This window comes from Deefgea sp. CFH1-16 (assembly GCF_016881365.1).
GTDB lineage: Bacteria > Pseudomonadota > Gammaproteobacteria > Burkholderiales > Chitinibacteraceae > Deefgea.
In genome coordinates this window covers 1,302,728-1,319,802 of sequence record NZ_WLYT01000001.1, presented here as the reverse complement: position 1 = coordinate 1,319,802, position 17,075 = coordinate 1,302,728, and the positions used below count along the sequence as shown (strand labels likewise).

At 50.4% G+C, this 17,075-nt stretch carries 19 protein-coding genes and 4 pseudogenes; 12 read left to right on the top strand and 11 right to left on the bottom strand.

Annotated elements, in window-relative coordinates; translation table 11 throughout:
- Positions 1 to 34 precede the first annotated feature (34 nt).
- The 9 genes and pseudogenes from ccmI to ccmA form a co-directional block, all read right to left on the bottom strand.
- Entirely contained in the window at positions 35 to 904 is an 870-nt protein-coding gene (ccmI, locus tag GKO28_RS07270) for a c-type cytochrome biogenesis protein CcmI (protein WP_182075821.1), read from the bottom strand.
- On the bottom strand, positions 891 to 1,361 hold the full coding sequence (locus GKO28_RS07265) for a cytochrome c-type biogenesis protein (protein WP_182075820.1): 471 nt from the start codon (positions 1,359 to 1,361) through the stop codon (positions 891 to 893). The genes ccmI and GKO28_RS07265 overlap by 14 nt, the downstream gene beginning before the upstream one ends.
- Positions 1,358 to 1,876 carry a DsbE family thiol:disulfide interchange protein gene (locus GKO28_RS07260; RefSeq protein WP_182075819.1) on the bottom strand — a complete coding sequence of 173 codons (519 nt, stop codon included), beginning with the start codon at positions 1,874 to 1,876 and terminating at the stop codon, positions 1,358 to 1,360. The genes GKO28_RS07265 and GKO28_RS07260 overlap by 4 nt, the downstream gene beginning before the upstream one ends.
- Before the next feature lie 6 nt (positions 1,877 to 1,882).
- Positions 1,883 to 1,975, bottom strand: a complete 93-nt coding sequence (locus GKO28_RS22710) for a hypothetical protein (protein ID WP_374220716.1) — start codon at positions 1,973 to 1,975, stop codon at positions 1,883 to 1,885.
- A 61-nt stretch (positions 1,976 to 2,036) separates the two neighbouring features.
- A pseudogene (locus GKO28_RS07255) lies at positions 2,037 to 3,842 on the bottom strand (heme lyase CcmF/NrfE family subunit); the annotation flags it as partial.
- A complete protein-coding gene (locus GKO28_RS07250) occupies positions 3,832 to 4,443 on the bottom strand; it encodes a cytochrome c maturation protein CcmE (protein ID WP_247646415.1) in 612 nt (203 codons plus the stop codon). The gene GKO28_RS07250 and the pseudogene GKO28_RS07255, both read right to left, overlap by 11 nt.
- A 98-nt stretch (positions 4,444 to 4,541) precedes the next feature.
- On the bottom strand, positions 4,542 to 5,315 hold the full coding sequence (gene ccmC, locus GKO28_RS07245; RefSeq protein WP_182075818.1) for a heme ABC transporter permease CcmC: 774 nt from the start codon (positions 5,313 to 5,315) through the stop codon (positions 4,542 to 4,544).
- Between the two features lie 26 nt (positions 5,316 to 5,341).
- Complete coding sequence (gene ccmB / locus GKO28_RS07240; protein ID WP_203563991.1) at positions 5,342 to 6,013, bottom strand: heme exporter protein CcmB; 672 nt, start codon at positions 6,011 to 6,013, stop codon at positions 5,342 to 5,344.
- 4 nt (positions 6,014 to 6,017) lie between these two features.
- Positions 6,018 to 6,641 carry a cytochrome c biogenesis heme-transporting ATPase CcmA gene (gene ccmA, locus GKO28_RS07235; protein ID WP_203563990.1) on the bottom strand — a complete coding sequence of 208 codons (624 nt, stop codon included), beginning with the start codon at positions 6,639 to 6,641 and terminating at the stop codon, positions 6,018 to 6,020.
- A gap of 288 nt (positions 6,642 to 6,929) precedes the next feature.
- On the opposite strand from ccmA, the gene moaA reads away from it, so the two are divergent.
- The 10 genes and pseudogenes from moaA to moaC all read left to right on the top strand — a co-directional run bounded on the left by moaA (position 6,930) and on the right by moaC (position 13,505).
- Positions 6,930 to 7,934 carry a GTP 3',8-cyclase MoaA gene (gene moaA, locus GKO28_RS07230; RefSeq protein ID WP_182075817.1) on the top strand — a complete coding sequence of 335 codons (1,005 nt, stop codon included), beginning with the start codon at positions 6,930 to 6,932 and terminating at the stop codon, positions 7,932 to 7,934.
- A gap of 845 nt (positions 7,935 to 8,779) precedes the next feature.
- The gene (locus GKO28_RS07225) at positions 8,780 to 9,370 is read left to right on the top strand and encodes a hypothetical protein (RefSeq protein WP_203563989.1); all 591 of its coding nucleotides are present in this window, start codon (positions 8,780 to 8,782) and stop codon (positions 9,368 to 9,370) included.
- Positions 9,371 to 9,612: 242 nt separating this feature from the next.
- Entirely contained in the window at positions 9,613 to 10,122 is a 510-nt protein-coding gene (gene mobB, locus GKO28_RS07220; protein WP_182077417.1) for a molybdopterin-guanine dinucleotide biosynthesis protein B, read from the top strand.
- Between the two features lie 27 nt (positions 10,123 to 10,149).
- A complete protein-coding gene (locus GKO28_RS07215; RefSeq protein ID WP_182075816.1) occupies positions 10,150 to 10,440 on the top strand; it encodes a helix-hairpin-helix domain-containing protein in 291 nt (96 codons plus the stop codon).
- A gap of 17 nt (positions 10,441 to 10,457) precedes the next feature.
- The gene (gene glp, locus GKO28_RS07210) at positions 10,458 to 11,498 is read left to right on the top strand and encodes a gephyrin-like molybdotransferase Glp (RefSeq protein WP_247646414.1); all 1,041 of its coding nucleotides are present in this window, start codon (positions 10,458 to 10,460) and stop codon (positions 11,496 to 11,498) included.
- Complete coding sequence (locus tag GKO28_RS19470) at positions 11,495 to 11,650, top strand: hypothetical protein (RefSeq protein WP_247646413.1); 156 nt, start codon at positions 11,495 to 11,497, stop codon at positions 11,648 to 11,650. Before glp ends, GKO28_RS19470 begins: the two co-directional genes overlap by 4 nt.
- An 11-nt stretch (positions 11,651 to 11,661) precedes the next feature.
- Positions 11,662 to 12,024 carry a MoaD/ThiS family protein gene (locus GKO28_RS07205; protein WP_247646412.1) on the top strand — a complete coding sequence of 121 codons (363 nt, stop codon included), beginning with the start codon at positions 11,662 to 11,664 and terminating at the stop codon, positions 12,022 to 12,024.
- Complete coding sequence (locus tag GKO28_RS07200; RefSeq protein ID WP_247646722.1) at positions 12,024 to 12,386, top strand: molybdenum cofactor biosynthesis protein MoaE; 363 nt, start codon at positions 12,024 to 12,026, stop codon at positions 12,384 to 12,386. The genes GKO28_RS07205 and GKO28_RS07200 overlap by 1 nt, the downstream gene beginning before the upstream one ends.
- Before the next feature lie 2 nt (positions 12,387 to 12,388).
- Positions 12,389 to 12,940 (top strand): annotated as a pseudogene (mobA, locus tag GKO28_RS07195) (molybdenum cofactor guanylyltransferase MobA); the annotation flags it as partial.
- A 96-nt stretch (positions 12,941 to 13,036) separates the two neighbouring features.
- Positions 13,037 to 13,505 (top strand): annotated as a pseudogene (moaC, locus tag GKO28_RS07190) (cyclic pyranopterin monophosphate synthase MoaC).
- Between the two features lie 108 nt (positions 13,506 to 13,613).
- Here moaC and GKO28_RS07185 read toward each other — a convergent pair.
- Positions 13,614 to 13,958, bottom strand: a complete 345-nt coding sequence (locus tag GKO28_RS07185) for a SirB2 family protein (RefSeq protein ID WP_203563988.1) — start codon at positions 13,956 to 13,958, stop codon at positions 13,614 to 13,616.
- Positions 13,959 to 14,049: 91 nt separating this feature from the next.
- On the opposite strand from GKO28_RS07185, the pseudogene GKO28_RS07180 reads away from it, so the two are divergent.
- Positions 14,050 to 14,788 (top strand): annotated as a pseudogene (locus GKO28_RS07180) (pseudouridine synthase).
- A 129-nt stretch (positions 14,789 to 14,917) separates the two neighbouring features.
- Positions 14,918 to 15,658 (top strand): TlyA family RNA methyltransferase, encoded by a 741-nt coding sequence (locus GKO28_RS07175; protein ID WP_182075815.1) that lies wholly within the window; start codon positions 14,918 to 14,920, stop codon positions 15,656 to 15,658.
- A gap of 32 nt (positions 15,659 to 15,690) precedes the next feature.
- Here the strand turns inward: GKO28_RS07175 and GKO28_RS07170 are convergent, their stop codons facing one another.
- Positions 15,691 to 16,956, bottom strand: coding sequence for a mannosyltransferase family protein (locus GKO28_RS07170; RefSeq protein ID WP_182075814.1), 1,266 nt, complete (start codon positions 16,954 to 16,956; stop codon positions 15,691 to 15,693).
- Between the last annotated feature and the right edge of the window lie 119 nt (positions 16,957 to 17,075).

Sequence of the window (17,075 nt, the reverse complement as noted above, 5' to 3'; positions counted from 1 at the left end):
TGCGGCTGTGCCATTGAAGTAGAACTAAAACTACTTAGGGGTGGGCCGCAGCGGCGGGGCTAGAGGCTTGGCGATCTTGTAATGTACGAATCTCACCTTGGAGCCAGACTTCGTCTTCTGAACCCGGATCGAGTAAAGCCAGTAGTTTGTTCCACCAACGGATGGCCGAGGCATAATCGCCACGCTCAACGGCGGCGCTGCCCGCTAGCATCAGCGCATCAGGTTCGCTGGCATTTAAATCCAGTGATTTCACCAATAGCTCAGTCGGTCGTCCGGTAAAACCATTGTTTTCAATCGCCAATACCCCAGCAAAACGGGCTAGCTCGCCTGGGTCTTTTTCGAGCAAAGGCCAAGATTTTTCATACGCTTGGGCGGCCTCAGTATAGCGAGCTTGAGCGCGATAGCTGCGTGCCAGCATTAACCAACCGGCGGTATCATTGGGCTCGAGCGCCATTCTCGCTTCGAGTTTTTTCACCATGCTATCGACTTCGGCTGGGCCAACATTGGGGCTTTGATGGGTGCTTGGGTTCAGCGCAGCAGGGGTGCCGATTTTAAAATACAGCCCCGCCGCCGTCAGTGGCAAGACGATGGCCAGAATCAAAGCAATTTTGTTCGCTGGCAGCGTTTTTTGCTGCGCGCTGCTGGCATCGGCTCGGCCCACTTCGGCCACCAGCCGCGCTTCGGCTTCTTGTTTTGCGGCCGCAAAATCATCTTGGCTTAAACGGCCATTGCGCAAATCGTCATCGAGCTCTTCTAAAATTGTGGCATGCAAAGCGTAGCGTGAACGGCGAATATCGCCGGCAGCGGAGCGGCCACGCAATAAAGGCCAGACTAGCATCAATAAGCAAAGGACAATGAGCAGCGCGCACAGTAAAGTGAAAATGCCAATATTAGTCGCGGTCATGATTCTTCCCATCAAATTCTTGTTGTAATGCTTTGATCGCATCGGCGTCGGTTTTTGCTGCTGGCGGCGTGATACGGCGCAGGCGCAGCCACAATAAAAGCAGTCCCATCAGCAATAACACCGGTGGCAACAACCACAGTAACAGCGTGCGCGCTTTAAAGGGTGGGCGGTAGGTTACAAAGTCACCGTAGCGATCAGTCAAATAACTGATGATTTCTGAATTATTTTTGCCCAGTGCGATTTGCTCGCGGACTTCGCGGCGCAAGTCTTCCGCCAAGGGCGCTTGTGAGCTGGCCAAGCTTTCGTTCTGGCAAACGAGGCAACGCAACTCGGCAGATAACTCAACCAGCCGCGCTTCGGCGATGGGATTGCTGGTAATCGATGAGGCGGTTTTGGCCGACACCGTCAGCGAGAGCGCCAATAATATTGGCATTAGCCAGTAAAAAGAGCGTTTCATCGTTGGGCCTTTTGTAGCTCGGGCAAGAGTTTGTCTTTAAATACTTGCTGGGTGACTGGACCAATGTGCTTGTACACAATGCGCCCGGCTTTATCGATCACAAAGGTTTCTGGCACGCCGTACACGCCATAATCCACACCAACGCGGCCTTCACGATCGGCAATGACGACTTTATACGGATTACCGCGCAATGCCAGCCAATCCTTGGCATCGCGATCTTGGTCTTTGTAATTCAAACCAACAATCGGGAAGTCATACGATTTGGCGATGTCGTTGAGTACCGGATGTTCTTGAATACAAGCGCTGCACCATGAGGCCCATACATTCAGTAGCCACGCCTTGCCTTGCAGCTCGCTGGGCGAAAATTGGCCGGGCTTATCGAGCCGATCTAGCTCAAACTGCGGCGCGGGTTTGCCGATTAATACCGAAGGCAGTTCACGTGGATTGAGCGTGAGCCCAATCCCTAGCAGCACGGCCAAGCTAAAGAAAATCATCAGGGGTAGGTAGCGTTTCATGCTGATTTACCCCATTTTTTTTTGCCGGTAACGGCGATCACTCAGCGCAATCATGCCGCCTAAGCCCATTAAAATGCAGCCATACCAAATCCAGCCCACCAGCGGTTTTGTAGTGCACGCGAATTAACCAATCGTCTTTAAACGGGTCTTTGCCCAAAGGCTCGCCAAGCGAAACATAAATATCTTTAATCGGCGTGTGATGAATCGCCGCTTCAGTCATTGGCATTTGGCTGGAGAAATACTGCCGTTTTTCTGGCAGCAAAACGCTTTCGACGCGATCATTTTTGCTCAGCGTTAATCGCCCAACTAAGGCCGAATAATTACTCGCCCGGGCGGAATTCACCGCGTCAAAGCGCAAGGTGTAACCGGAGATTGGATGCGTATCGCCCATGGCCATGCGTAAATCATCTTCGTGCTCATAGCTCGATACAATCGTCACCCCAGCCACAAACACCGCCATCCCCAGATGGGCAATATGCATGCCCGAGAATGCCGCCGGCACTTTGCACAGCGCTTGCCACCAAGAACCACCCTGCCGGTGATAGCTGATTAAACGTAAGCTCCAATCACGCGCTGCGGTGAGCGCAATCCATAGGGCTATCGTCAGTGCTAGCGCCACCCCCCAACGCCATTCTCCCCACAATAATGGCAAGAGTGCGCCGCCGACCAAGGCCAAAATCAACGGTAATTGAATCGCCAGCCATAAAGTATGCGCGTCTTGGTATTTCCAGCGCACCGTGCCACTCAATCCCATAAGGATGAGCGCCGGCATCATCAATGGAATAAACACGCTATTAAAATACGGTGGGCCAACCGAGAGTTTGCCTTGCCCCAGCGCATCAATCAGCAATGGGTAGAGCGTACCCAGAAACACCGTTGAGCAAGCAACCACCAAAATTACATTATTGGCCAGCAATAAAGCCTCGCGAGAGCGCCAGCTAAATGCGCCACCGCCTTCCAGTAGCGGCGCACGCCAAGCGTACAGCGCCAATGAAGTACCAATCACCAAGCACAAGAAAATCAGAATAAACAAGCCACGCGCTGGATCAGTGGCAAAAGCATGTACTGAGGTTAAAACGCCGGAGCGAACTAAAAAGGTACCGAGTAATGATAGAGAGAACGTACCAATCGCCAGCAACACCGTCCAATGCTTAAAGGCATTGCGCTTTTCGGCCACGGCTAAAGAGTGAATCAAGGCGGTACCGGCTAACCACGGCATAAATGACGCGTTTTCGACCGGATCCCAAAACCACCAGCCGCCCCAACCCAGCTCGTAATACGCCCAAGCGCTGCCGAGCATAATGCCCAAAGTCAGCGAAACCCAAGCGGCCAAAGTCCATGGTCGACTCCAACGCGCCCAGCTGGCGTCTAAGCGCCCAGAAATCAGCGCCGCCACGGCAAAAGCAAACGCCACCGAAAAACCGACATAACCCATATACAGCAATGGCGGATGGAAAATCAGCCCTAAATCTTGCAAGAGTGGGTTTAAATCCGCGCCATCGGCCGCCGCAGGCAGTTGGCGAATAAATGGGTTGGAGGTGAATAAAATAAATAAATACAGCCCCGAGCCAATCCAGCCTAAAACGCCGCCGACCAAGGCTTGCACCGATAAGGGTAAGTTTTTTGCAAACACGGCGACCGCCGCACCCCACCCTGCCAGCATCAATACCCACAATAATAGTGAGCCTTCATGGCCACCCCAGACTGCAGCGAATTTGTAAAACACCGGCAATAGGCTATTGGATTGTCGAACCACATAACGAATCGAAAAGTCGTCTTGCAAAAAAGCCGTTGCCAACAGCGCAAAGGCGATGCTGGTGAGCAGCAACTGCAAGACCGCCGCCGGACGCGCAACGCGCATCAGCGGCAAATTATTGTGGATGCCGCCCCAAATACCGAGTGTGCCTTGGGCAATCGCCACCAGTAGCGCCAAGATCAGCGCAAAGCTACCGAGTTCACCAATCATTGTGCTTCCTTATTGTGCTGTGAGGCTTGGCTTGCCGCGTGGGTTTTGTTGTTGGCTGCCGTGATATGCGCTTGATTGACCGCTTCTTGCGCTTCGGGCGGCATATAGTTTTCGTCATGTTTGGCGAGTACTTCGCTGGCGATATAAACGTGCCATTTTCCCAGCGCCCTTGCGCGACCACGCCTTTACCTTCTTTAAATAAATCCGGCAAGATGCCGCGATATTGCACGGGGATATTTTGCGCGGTATCGGTGATGATAAATTGCATGGTTACGCCATCGGCAGCCCGCGCCAGGCTGTTTTCGGCCACCATGCCGCCAACGCGAAATGCGCTATTTTGTGGCGCTTCACCGGCGATAATTTGCGTCGGCGAATAAAAGAACACTAGATTTTGTCGGAACGCGTTCACAACAAAAAAAGTCACTAAGCTCAATGCAATGAGCGCGCCGATAATCCATGCGGCGCGTTTACGTCTGGGGGTCATGATGCATCCTTGCTGACTGCGGGTGGTTTTTGGTTGATGTGTTGAATTGTCGCCGCTCGGCGTATTTGCCGTACGATATTGCGACGCTGGGTTTTCATTAATACCCACTCTAGGCATAGGGCTGCAGCACATGCAAAAAAAGAGCCCCCATACATATACCCCATGGTTTCCCATGGCTATAAAATCACTTAAATTATTCCAATACATAGCAACTCCTAGGCTTTATTCGCTGGAATGGCGAGTAATTCTTGCACCCAGCGTGTGCGCGCTTCGCGCTGCAAAATCAAATTACGTACTCGGCTGAGCGTGGTGGTGATTGAATACATCCACGCCGCCAGCGACATCAGCAGCATGGCAATCAGCATGGTGCTGGCCATGGTGCTGCCTTTTTCCATTGAAATCGACGCGCCTTGATGTAGCGTATTCCACCATTTCACCGAGAAATAAATCACCGGCACATTAAATACGCCAACAATCGCCAACACCGAGCCGGCTTTATCGGCGCGCTCGGGTTCATCAATGCTGCGGGTGAGGGCGATAAAACCCAGATACAGGAAAAACAGCAGCAACATCGACGTTAGCCGTGCATCCCAAACCCACCATGTTCCCCACATTGGCTTGCCCCATAGCGCGCCGGTGAACAGCGATAAAAACGCCATTAAAGCGCCCGTCGGTGCCAAGGCTTGCGCCATCATGGCCGATAACCGTGTGCGTAAAATCAAATGCATCACCGACCAAAAAGCCATTGCCACATAAATCAGCATCGCCATCCAACTGGTCGGCACGTGCAAGAAAATAATCCGATAGCCTTCACCTTGCTGGGCATCGGCTGGCGCTATCGCAAATCCCAACCACAGACCTGCCATGGCCAATAGCGTCGCCAGCGTAGCAAACAGTGGAATCAATCGACCGGCTAAAGGGTAAAACTGATACGGCGAAGCAAAATGAAAAATATTCAGCCAACGTGGCCCATCGGTATTCGGTTTCATTGCAGTCCTAGGATTTGAATGGGGCATTATTCCACCGCCAATTTGATCGACATTGCCGCTAGCCACGGGGCTAAAAACAGTGCTCCGCAAGCAATTGCCGCCAATAAAGAAAGCTCGGCATAGCCATTTAAGCCACCAGCAACGGCTGCTACCGCGCCACTGCCAAAAATCAGCACTGGCGCATACAGTGGCAAGACTAACAATGCTAAAAGCATGTCGCCTTGGCGTACGCCTAAAGTCAGCGCCGCGCCAATACTGCCCAGCGCGCTCAGTACCGGCGTGCCGATAAATAAGGTCGCCATTAACATCAGCAATAAATCGCTACTTAAGCCGTATTGCACGCCAAGCAAGGGAGCGATTAAGGTCAGTGGTACTCCGGTGGTTAACCAATGGGCGACAATTTTGCCGGCCACCATCATGCTCGCTGGCGCGGGGGCGAGCAGTAATTGCTCGAGCGTGCCGTCTTGCCAATCGGCTTGAAATAACCGTGGTAAGGCCAGCAAATTGGCCAAAATGGCGGCAACCCATAAAACACCGGGGCCAATGCGGCTTAATAATTTGGCCTCAGGGCCAATCGCCAAAGGAAACAAGCAAGCCACCAAGACAAAAAACACCAGCCCAACCAATAAATCACCGCGCTGCTGCCAAGCCAAAAATAAATCCCGCCGGATCGGATCACCGTACAGAAAAAAGCCCAACTACTCATACCGGCCTCGTGAGGGTGAATTCCGTTACCTGCTTGATTGTGCAGGGTAATTTCTGGTGTGACGTGAAAATAACAAGCCCACCTTGCTGGCAATGTGTATTAATCCACTCTCCCAGCTCACTTTGTGCCGTGGTATCGAGCGCGACAAATGGCTCGTCAAGTAGCCATAGCGGCCGTGGCGTGGCCAGCAATCTGGCTAAGGCGGCGCGTTTTTTTTGTCCTTGCGACAAGCTACGCACGGGTAGGTCACATTGCTGCAATAAGCCCACTTTGGCCAAAGTGTGCAAAATTGCCGCCTCTGATAATGGGTTCCCCGCGATTTGCGCCGCCCAATGTAAATTTTGATATGGACTGAGCAAGTCTTTCAGCGCATCTTTATGCCCTAAATAATGCAGCTGGCGGTGGTAGTCGTCGCCAAGCTCAGTCAGCGCTTGCCCTTGCCACAAAATCTGGCCTTGATCAGGCTGAGAAAGACCCGCCAGCATTTTAAGTAAACTGGTTTTACCGATGCCGTTTTCGCCGCGCAAATGAATGCAATCTCCCGCCTGAAGGGCGAAAGAAAGATTCGAAAAAAGGGGGCGATCACCGCGCTGCGCAGCAATTTGGTCGATTAAAATCATAGGTTTAGTATACGGATTCACTGTTTATTACAGGCGGGTATTTGGTTCTATCTCGGCACACCTACAAAGAGGTAGTCCTTAATACAATCAGCAGATTAAAAAAAAGTATTTTATAGTGCTTAATCGTCTTATCGGTTTTGCCACCGTCATTGAGACCGTACACATCAGCAAAATTGCGCTTTGAGTGATTGCTTTGACTACACTGTCAGAACGATGCCTATCGCTCGACTAAGTCAATATACCGTGCGAACCTCGTGCAATTAACTTGCTGAAGTTAAAAGGAAAAATATGTCAACGTCCACCTTATCGAGTTCGACCGCTTTGCAAGACCGATTTGGCCGTGCCATACGTTATTTGCGGCTGTCGGTCACCGATCGCTGTGATTTACGCTGTAATTACTGTTTGCCTAAGGGTTTTGACGATTACGAAGAGCCGAAAAACTGGCTCAACTTTGATGAAATGACCCGCTTAGTCGGCATCTTTGCCAAAGCGGGCGTATCGCGAGTTCGTTTAACCGGCGGCGAGCCTTTATTACGCCGCAATTTGCCTGCATTGGCCGCCCGTTTGGCCGCTTTGCCCGGCGTTGAAGACCTGTCTTTATCGACCAATGCCACTCAGCTGGGTAAACACGCGGTGGCGCTCAAAGCCGCCGGTGTTAAGCGCATCAATGTTAGTCTGGATTCACTGGATAAGGGCTGTATTAATACCATCACCGGTCGGGATAGTTTCGATGCGATTATGGCCGGAATTATGGCAGGCAAGGCCGCAGGCTTTGCGCCGATTAAGCTCAATATGGTCGCCATGCGTGGTGTAAATGAGCATGAAATTCAGCGTATGGTGGCTTTTTGCCTCGAAAATGGTTTTATTTTGCGCTTAATCGAAGCCATGCCGATGGGCGACACCGGCCGCAATGCGCAATATATGGATTTGAATCCAATCCGTGAGCAATTGGTGTCGCAGTTTGATCTGATTCCTGAAGTTGCAGAATTGGGCGGCGGACCAGCACGCTACTGGCAAACGCAAGATGGCAGTGGCCGAGTTGGTTTTATCACCCCCATTTCACAGCATTTTTGTGCCACGTGTAATCGAGTGCGTTTGTCGGTCGATGGCACTTTGTATATGTGTTTGGGGCAGGAAGAAAAATTTGAATTCGCGCCCTTATTGCGCGGTGGCGCAACGGACGAAGAAATCCTCAGTGCTTTGCAGCATGCGATTGAGTTAAAACCCGAAAAACATGAGTTTAAAGAGCAGCCCGGCAAGATTATCCGCTTTATGTCGCAAACGGGTGGCTAGGTATTGGGCTGTGGCCATTTCGGGCCAATGGTTGTATTGATATACGGTGGTATGTAGGTCGGATAAGGCACAGGCCTTGTCCGATTTTTTTGTTTGATGTTTTGAGAAGTGTGCTTGTTGAATTCAATGTGTAGAGTGTGAGTTGTTTTTTTTTAGTTTATGTGCCTGCGGCACGGTGGTTTGGGTGCGCGTTTCCGCCGCGCGGACGGGTTCATTTCTTTTGCTTCTCCAAAAGAAACGAACCAAAGAAAAGGAGCCCCGAGCGCGCATCGGTCCCCGATGCCCTCGATTGTCGCGAGCCAAACGAAAAACCGTTCGTCTCGCTCCGCACTCGGTGCGCTTGAACGGGATGGAAAACCATGATGCCACCAGTGCGTACTTAGTTGCGGTGATTGGATTGGTATAACAGCGCAGAATTTGTGATTTGTGATTTGTGATTTGTGATTTGTGATTTGTGATTTGTGATTTGTGATTTGTGATTTGTGATTTGTGATTGATGTATATGGCTGTAGCCTTTAAATAGCAATGATTTGCTGGCAATACCTCATGATTATTTCGCGCTGCTTGGTCTGGGGCTTAAAGTCCCGTTAAAACGAACACCGAGCACGAAGCGAGACGAACAGTTTGATCGTTTGGCTCGCGCCACGCGAGGGAACGGCGGAGCCGAGTTCGTCTCGAGTCGCCTTCTTTTGCTTACTTTTCTTGGCGAAGCAAGAAAAGTGAGTGCCGCGGCGCATAGCCGCTGACGATGCTTGGAAGTAAATGAGGTGTATGGGTTAAACTGCTGTTTAGAGGGCTGATCGTAGCTTAATTGAGAACCTAATATTTCTAGTGTGGAGATTTTTGTGAGTATTCAGATCTTGAGTGATTTTATAAGTCAGCACATAAAAGAAATTGTCTCTATCGTAATTCCATTTATCGCATGGTTTCTCAATGTTGGAATAAAAGCAAAACCAAAATTAATTTGGTCTAGTCCGCATGCGTTTACGTTTTTGATTAATGAGCCTGTTTATAATGATCAAGTTGCTCAAAATCAGAGCGCATGCACGGGTTCTATAAAAGTCATAAATACAGGAAGAGAAACAGCAAAGAATGTTGAGTTAATATTCAATTTCAAGCCACAATTTGTGAATTTATGGCCTATACGAAAATATACGGACTCAACAACTGATGATAATCGATATTTTATGGTTTTTGATACCTTAAATCCAAAAGAGGAAATAGGTATAGAAATATTATCTGTTAATCGTGATTTGCCAAGTTTGCTCACTGTACGCAGTTCTGAATGCATGGCTGAAAATGTATATTTCATGTGGATTCCATTTGTAGAACCTTGGAAAGTAAATGTTGCTAGATTTTTAATGCTTATTGGTTTTTCTGCGTCATTGTACGGAATTATTTATGCGCTTCAATTTTTACTTGCAGTAAATCCATAATTTAGTTAGTAGGTTGGGCTAAATGAAATGCAGCCCAACGTTTACCGCGAGATTTTCGCCTCGCTGAGTTAGAAAAAACGAGCATTTATTTGCCTTCGCCTTTAAATCTGATTCTGTGTTGGACAATGTATGAGTCGCTGTCGATTGCAAATAAATGCCTAATGAATTGTTCATTCAGACGTAAATCTATCTGGAATGAATGAAGGTGATTATTTTAAATTTAAATACTGAAAGTGAGCGAGATGACCCACATCCTCGGTATTACTGGTTATTCCGGTTCGGGTAAAACCACGTTGATTGAAGCATTGCTGCCGGAACTCGCTCAGCTGGGTTGGCGGGTGAATGTGATTAAGCATTCGCATCATGATTTGGAGCTAGAGCCGCCGCGTAAAGATAGCGCGCGGTTTCGCTCGGCTGGTGCAGGTGAGGTGATGGTGGTGTCGCCGTTTCGCTATGCCATTGTGCACGAACTACGCGGTGCGGCTGAGCCCACATTGGCTGAGCAAATTGCGCGGCTGGCACCGGCTGATTTGACCTTGTTAGAAGGCTTTAAATCGGAAGAAATCCCCAAAATAGAAATCTGGCGCGAGGCCAATGGCAAGCCGCTGTTGTATCCAGATCATGCCAGTATTGTCGCCATTGCGACAGACAGCGAGCTTCAGCAGGCAATACCCCATCTGGATTTGAATGATGTACCGGCATTGGCGCAGTTTATTTATGCTTTTTTTGCAACTGAATCTCGCGGCATTTGAGTACAAATCTAGCAGAGTGAGTGCGGCATGAATCCGAGTAAAGTCGATCGAAATCGCTTAAATCAACTGACAGATTTACCTAATATTGGCCCGGCGTTGGCAAAAGATTTGCAGTTGCTGGGCATTACCGAGGCCACGCAATTAATTGGGCGCAGTCCGTATGAATTGTATCTGGCGCTATGTGATGTCACGGGCGTGCGGCAAGATCCTTGTGTGCTCGATGTGTTGATCTCAATTACGCGTTTTATGGCCGGTGAAGCGCCGCAGCAGCCGTGGTGGGCGTTTACTGCTGAGCGCAAACGCAGTTTTAAAATTTAATAATGATTGGAGTTTTTATGCTGGATTTTGCGACTGCCTTGGCGAACTTACTGGCTGCAGCGCGCCGAGTGCGCGAGTTTGAACATTTGGATTTATTGGCGGCCAATGGCCGAGTTTTGGCGCACGATGTGATTTCGCCGTTGGCGGTGCCCGGTTTTGATAACAGCGCGATGGATGGATATGCGCTTAATATCGCCGATTTTAATTCCCCGCCAGCCGATTTTTTGCTGAGCCAGCGCATTGCGGCGGGTGAAGTAGGGCAGGCACTCGCGGTCGGTGAGGCAGCTAGGATTTTTACCGGTGCGCCGATTCCGGCTGGCGCTAATGCGGTGGCGATGCAAGAGGTTTGCACGGTGAACGATGGCCGAGTTACGGTGACGATGCCACTCAAAAATGGCGCGAATATTCGCCGCGCCGGTGAGGATATTGCCGCGCAGTCGGTGGTGTTAACGGCCGGAACGCGTTTGGGTGCGGCAGAAATCGGCTTGGCGGCGTCGATCGGTTGCCCGACTTTGCCGGTGGTGCGACCACTCAAAGTGGCGCTGTTGAGTACTGGGGACGAGCTGGTTGAGCCGGGTAAGCCGCTGGCGGCGGGGCAAATTTATAACTCCAACCGCTATGCGCTGCATACTTTGCTGCAAACCTTAGGCTGCGCGGTGGCTGATTTTGGCATTGTGGCCGACGATAGAGCCGCGACGATTGAATTACTCACGATGGCTGCCGAGCAAAACGATGTGGTCATCACCTCTGGCGGGGTATCGGTCGGTGAAGAAGATCATGTAAAGGCAGCAGTTGAATACCTAGGGTCGCTCGATCTATGGAAAATCGCTATGAAGCCGGGCAAGCCATTTGCCCATGGCCGAATTGCTGAGGCTGATTTTATTGGTTTGCCGGGTAATCCTGTGTCGAGCATGGTGACATTTTTAATGCTGGTGCGTCCGTTCTTATTAGCGCGCCAAGGCGTAACGGCGCTGGATCCGGTGAGTTTGCCGCTGATCGCGGCATTTGATTGGAAAAAAGCCGGAGATCGCCGCGAGTTCTTGCGAGTTTGCGTTTGAATGCAGCCGGCCAAGTCGAGCTATTCCCACGACAAGGATCGGGTGTGTTGACGTCGATGGTGTGGGGCGATGGTTTGGTGGATTTGGCGGCAGGGCAAACGATTAGCGCCGGCGATACGGTGAATTACTTGCCGTTGTCGGCCTTGGTTTAAGGGGTTCAAATATGATTAATTTGGTTTATTTTGCTCGTTTAAAAGAAGCTTTTGGGGTGTCTGAAGAAATGTTACCCAGCACGCCCGCCACGGTGGCCGATTTAATTGCCCTATTGGCGGCGCGCGGCGGGGTTTGGCACGCCGAGTTGGCGACTGGAAAAGTGTTTCGCGTGGCAATCAATCAAGAAATGGCGCAATTGAGCGATGCGATTAGTGATGGTGCCGAGGTGGCGATTTTTCCGCCAGTGACGGGGGCTGATATGACGCAGATGACTCTGATGCAGGATGTGATACGCGTGCAAACGCAGGATTTTGATGCCGCCGCCGAGTACGCGCCCGCCTTGCCGGTGATGCCACGGTGGGGGCGGTGGTGATGTTTGTCGGCCGCGTGCGCGACCTGAATCCACAACCAGAATTGATTGCTTTAGAGCTAGAGCATTACCCCAAAATGACCGAAAAAGCGCTTAATGCCATTGTGCTCAAGGCGCGTGCGCGTTGGGACTTAGGTGCAGTGACGGTGATTCATCGCGTGGGGCCAATGCAACCCGCCGAGCAAATTGTGTTGGTTTTAACTGCCAGCGCACATCGGGATTCTGCCTATATGGCAAATGCGTATATCATGGATTACTTGAAAACTGAGGCGCCGTTTTGGAAGAAAGAAGTGACTACCAACCACAGCATTTGGGTTGATGCTCGCGAATCTGACAGCACGGCAAAGCAACGTTGGGAAGGGTAATAATGATGGTTGATGCGGTAATCTTGGCCGGTGGTGAAGGGCGTAGAATGGATGGGCGCGATAAAGGCTTGGTTGAGCTATCGGGCCGCCCTTTGATCGAATGGTGCTTAGAGGGTTTACAGCGTCAATCGGTATCGGTCGATCATGTGTTGATCTCTGCAAATCGCAATTTGCCTGATTATGCGCGTTACGGTTATGCGGTGCTGCGCGATGTTTATCCAAGCCATCCTGGGCCTTTGGCTGGGATTCATTCGGCATTTTTGGCATCCCCAGCAGATATGATGCTAGTCGTTCCTTGTGATTTGCCATTTTTACCGTCAGATTTATTACTTAAATTACGTGCAGAAATGGCGCGCTCGGGCGCGCAAGCTGTGGTCGCCAAAACCGCCGATGGCCGCATTCACCCGACGATTTGTTTGCTACGCAAAGGCGTGCTTGCGTCTTTAGTTGAGCATTTATCAAGTAATCGCTTAAAAATGTTGGATTGGTTAGAGAGTATTCAGGCCGTGAGTTTAACTTTTGCAGAAGGCAGTTTCCCCAATTTAAATACCCCCGACGATTTGGCTGGCTTGGCCGCGCGCTTGTCTGGTGTTGAAGCCATTCCGGTGGCGGGTGGTTTAACGCATTTTAATAGCGCGGGCGACGCGCATATGGTCGACGTTGGCAACAAAGCCGAAACGCATCGCATTGCCACGGCGCAAGGCGAGATTCGGATGTTGCCCGATACCTTGCGCATTATCGAAGACGGCACTAATAAAAAAGGCGATGTGCTCGGTGTGGCGCGAATTGCGGCGATTATGGCGGCGAAAAAAAACCAGCGATTTAATCCCGCTATGCCATCCTTTGCCGCTAACTAAAGTGAGTGTTGATTTTAATATTGATCGACAAAAATCGACGGTGCGCTGCAGCGTCACTTGCGAAACCTACGGTAAAACCGGCATCGAAATGGAAGCCTTAACCGCCGTTAACGTTGGCCTGCTCACGATTTACGATATGTGCAAAGCGGTGGATAAAGGCATGGTGATTAACGACATTCGCTTGCTGGAAAAAATCGGCGGTAAGTCGGGGCATTGGTTGAGCGAGTCAGGCGACGCTGCGTCAGCAACGCCGCTGATTTAAGTCTCTGAACGATTTGGGTAACAGCGTTTACTTTTGCCCAAATCCCAAATCGATTTATCGTTGTGACTTAAGCCCAAATCATTGGGTTTTTGCTGATCGCCACGAAGATCATATATACACAAACACCGCGATTGCGGCGATAAAGGCGATGACGCGGGTGCGGTAGGTTTTACCGCGTTTAATCGCAATGGTTCCCAAAATAATATACAGCGCCAAAGCAATCAGCTTGGCCATCAACCATGGGTGCGCGCCGGGTTTCATGCCGGCCATCAGCGCCAAACTAAAACCGGCAATGAGCAGCCCAGTGTCAATAATATGCGGGGTGATGCGTAACACGGGGTGTTGCAACATTGCCGATTGCTTGAGCATTAAAACGCCGCGCAATAAAAACAGCAGGCCAGAAAGGCCAATTAAAGTCAGATGCAAGTGCTTAATGCCTAGATAATATTCCATGCTTTTGTCTCGATGTGATGAATAGGTCTTATGCCTAGACGATTAAAACAGTAAAATGTTGCATTGTCGGCCTTTATTAGCAGAAAAAATTATGGAAGAACCCCTACGCTTATCCAAACGCATGGCCGAATTGGGCTTATGCTCGCGTCGCGAGGCCGATGAATATATTGCCCGTGGCTGGGTCTTGGTCGATGGCCAAGTGGTCGATGTGCTCGGGACAAAGATTTTACCGAGCCAGCAGATTGAGCTGCATAAATTTGCCGCCCAAGTACAAGCTGGCCGCGCAACGATTTTGATTAATAAACCGGTAGGTTATGTTTCCGGCCAAGCCGAAGACGGCTACGAGCCAGCAGTGGTTCTGTTTAAGCCAGAAAACCATTGGGTTGGCGACAATAGCGGGATTCCTTTTTCGCCGGTGCATTATCAAGGCCTCGCGCCAGCAGGGCGCTTGGATATTGATTCAGTTGGACTATTGGTCTTGACGCAAGACGGCGTGGTGGCTAAAACCTTGATCGGCGAAAACTCTCAAGTTGAAAAAGAATATTTAGTGCGCGTTTCTGGGCATTTAAAAGCCGATGGTTTACGTTTACTCAATCACGGCCTTGAGCTCGATGGCGTTAAACTCAAACCCGCGCGGGTTTGGTGGCAAAATACCGATCAATTGCGCTTTATTTTGCGTGAAGGTAAAAAAACGCCAGATTCGCCGGATGTGCGAGCTAGTTGGTCTGGAAGTTGTCGGTTTGCAGCGGATTCGGATTGGGCGGATTTTGCTCGGTGATTTACCGCGCGGCCAATGGCGCTACTTAAGCCCAGACGAATCATTTATTTGATTGGATGGCCAGCGTTTGGCGCTGCGTTTGTTGGCTGATCGCCCTCTTTTTAGAGGGCGTTTTGATTGGTAGTGCATCCGTTGTGGCGTTGTTAATCGGCGTGCTGCGGATCTATTTTTTGGAATCAATATGCGTGCTGATTTATGGCTGCTTGAATTGGGTTTGGCCACGTCGCGCACTGCGGCGCAAACCATGATTTTGGCTGGACGAGTGTGGGTTGATGGCCAGCAAATTCATAAAGTGGCGACTAAAGTCTCTCCCGCGTCTGAAATCAGCGTAACGCCGGATGAGTTAGACCGCTATGTATCACGCGGCGGACTTAAATTGGCGGGTGCTTTAGCCACGGCAGGCTTGGATGTCAGCGGCGTTTTGGCCTTGGATGTCGGCATTTCAACTGGTGGCTTTACTGATTGCTTATTGCAGTCCGGCGCACGGCGCGTGGTGGGCATTGAGGTAGGGCATAATCAATTGCACCCGCGCTTGGCGATTGATGCGCGAGTGACGCAGTTTGAAGGCGTCAATGCGCGGCATTTAAATTTAGCCATGATTGAATCTGCGCTTGATGCGCCGCTGGATTTAGTGGTGGGGGATGTGTCGTTTATCTCGCTGAGCTTGGTATTGCCCGCATTGCGCTCGGTGTTACCGGTGGGGGGGCGATTATTGTTTTTGGTGAAGCCGCAATTTGAATTAGGCCCACAGGCCTTGGGTAAAGGTGGCATCGTTCGTGATGACAGCCTTTATCCACAAGTTGAAGCCAAAATTTGCCTCGCCGCGACGGAAAATCAATTTCGCGTGCTCAGTTATTTCGCCAGCCCGATTGCCGGTGGTGATGGCAATCGAGAATTTTTTATTGATGCGGTGGCGATTTGATTTTTTGCTAGGGTATAGCTCGCTAGCCCTGCTCAATACACTTGGTAATGGATATACATCAGCAAGAAAAACCCCAGCCCGAAGAGCATGATGAGTTCGATCGCTTGATGCCAATAACGATTTTTTTGCATCAACATACCGGTAGCAATCACCAGTGGAAATAAGCTCATCAAATAGCGTGGGCCCGATAGCAACCAGCTTGGCGAATACGACACCCATAAATACACCGCGGCATAGGCTAAATACGGCAGTGGCAATTGCCGGCCACTGGTGAGCAGCAAGGCAATCGCGGCAAAGTAGCACAGCACGGTGGGCAACCAAGTGCCCAGCGCGAGGTTTAAATCGCCTTGCACGAGGTTGCTAAAGGCGTTGGCAACATTGCTGGGCATAAAGCCAAAGCTTTGTGACCAATTTTGCCGTTGATAGATTAAAAACTGCAGCCAATTGCCGGCCACAATGTGATTGATCGCTAAATAAGCCAATAAACCCAACGGGACTAAGGTAAGCCCTAGCAGCGCGCGCCAAGGGCGGTGGAGCTGGCCATTGCGCCAGCGCAATAGGATTTCAACGGCAAATGGAACCAGCAATAAAATCCCTTGATTGCGGGTAAAGCCTGCCAGCGCAGCAAATACGCCAGCCAGTAGCCAATGCCCGCCGCGTAAATACCAAAATGACAGTAAAGTGAGCAGTAAAAATAAGCTCTCGGTATACGGCATCGCAAAAAAGAACGAGAACGGGAAAATCACTAAGATTTTGCAGCAATCCCAAGCCAGCTGTGTATTTTGCGTTTCGCGCTCGACCAAACGATAGAGCACGATACAGGCACCACAAAAAGCGGCTAATGAGGCGATTAAGCTGGCCGCAAACACTGGTATTCCAGTGAGCCCAATCAACGCGACCAAGGCCGGGTAGAGTGGATAAAACACCAGATTGAGCTTTTCTGGCATCGCGTCGGTGACATAGCCGTGAGCAGCAATATTTAGATAATGCACCGCATCCCAGCGCCACCAAATGGTTTTGAGGCTGTCAAAAAAGCCGACCACCTGATTTTCTCGAAAGATAAACAACAGCCATGCCAATAGCCAAGTCGCTAAACGCGCACCGAGCACCAATAACACAATGGCGTAAATCGGATGACGTTGGTGAAAAGAGGCTGAAGTACCGGTGTGCGGCGCAAATAACGGCATGTGCTCGTCAGCGTTTTCGCCAAGAGATAAGCGAAATTCATAGACGCCGCGTAAGGCGATATAGGCCAGTAGCAGAATAAATGCCAGTAGCGCGAAGGTGGTGATTAACATTGTCTCATCCATTATTTAAGTTGCGGCTTAGCGTCGATGCGCTATTACAGTAAATTATGCCGTAAGGATGTGAGTCGCTGATGAAATAAGGCGCAAGGTTGGTGGCTAAGGCTGAAAAG

Excerpts from the sequence above, each read along its gene's own strand:
- GKO28_RS07185 (WP_203563988.1), bottom strand. The coding sequence starts at position 13,958 with ATGGAATATTATCTAGGCATTAAGCACTTGCATCTGACTTTAATTGGC.
- ccmA (WP_203563990.1), bottom strand. The coding sequence starts at position 6,641 with ATGATTTTAATCGACCAAATTGCTGCGCAGCGCGGTGATCGCCCCCTT.
- GKO28_RS07200 (WP_247646722.1), top strand. The coding sequence starts at position 12,024 with ATGTTTGTCGGCCGCGTGCGCGACCTGAATCCACAACCAGAATTGATT.
- glp (WP_247646414.1), top strand. The coding sequence starts at position 10,458 with ATGCTGGATTTTGCGACTGCCTTGGCGAACTTACTGGCTGCAGCGCGC.
- moaA (WP_182075817.1), top strand. The coding sequence starts at position 6,930 with ATGTCAACGTCCACCTTATCGAGTTCGACCGCTTTGCAAGACCGATTT.
- GKO28_RS07205 (WP_247646412.1), top strand. The coding sequence starts at position 11,662 with ATGATTAATTTGGTTTATTTTGCTCGTTTAAAAGAAGCTTTTGGGGTG.
- GKO28_RS07215 (WP_182075816.1), top strand. The coding sequence starts at position 10,150 with ATGAATCCGAGTAAAGTCGATCGAAATCGCTTAAATCAACTGACAGAT.
- GKO28_RS07175 (WP_182075815.1), top strand. The coding sequence starts at position 14,918 with ATGCGTGCTGATTTATGGCTGCTTGAATTGGGTTTGGCCACGTCGCGC.
- GKO28_RS07265 (WP_182075820.1), bottom strand. The coding sequence starts at position 1,361 with ATGAAACGCTCTTTTTACTGGCTAATGCCAATATTATTGGCGCTCTCG.
- ccmI (WP_182075821.1), bottom strand. The coding sequence starts at position 904 with ATGACCGCGACTAATATTGGCATTTTCACTTTACTGTGCGCGCTGCTC.
- GKO28_RS07260 (WP_182075819.1), bottom strand. The coding sequence starts at position 1,876 with ATGAAACGCTACCTACCCCTGATGATTTTCTTTAGCTTGGCCGTGCTG.
- GKO28_RS07170 (WP_182075814.1), bottom strand. The coding sequence starts at position 16,956 with ATGTTAATCACCACCTTCGCGCTACTGGCATTTATTCTGCTACTGGCC.
- GKO28_RS07250 (WP_247646415.1), bottom strand. The coding sequence starts at position 4,443 with ATGCCTAGAGTGGGTATTAATGAAAACCCAGCGTCGCAATATCGTACG.
- ccmC (WP_182075818.1), bottom strand. The coding sequence starts at position 5,315 with ATGAAACCGAATACCGATGGGCCACGTTGGCTGAATATTTTTCATTTT.
- mobB (WP_182077417.1), top strand. The coding sequence starts at position 9,613 with ATGACCCACATCCTCGGTATTACTGGTTATTCCGGTTCGGGTAAAACC.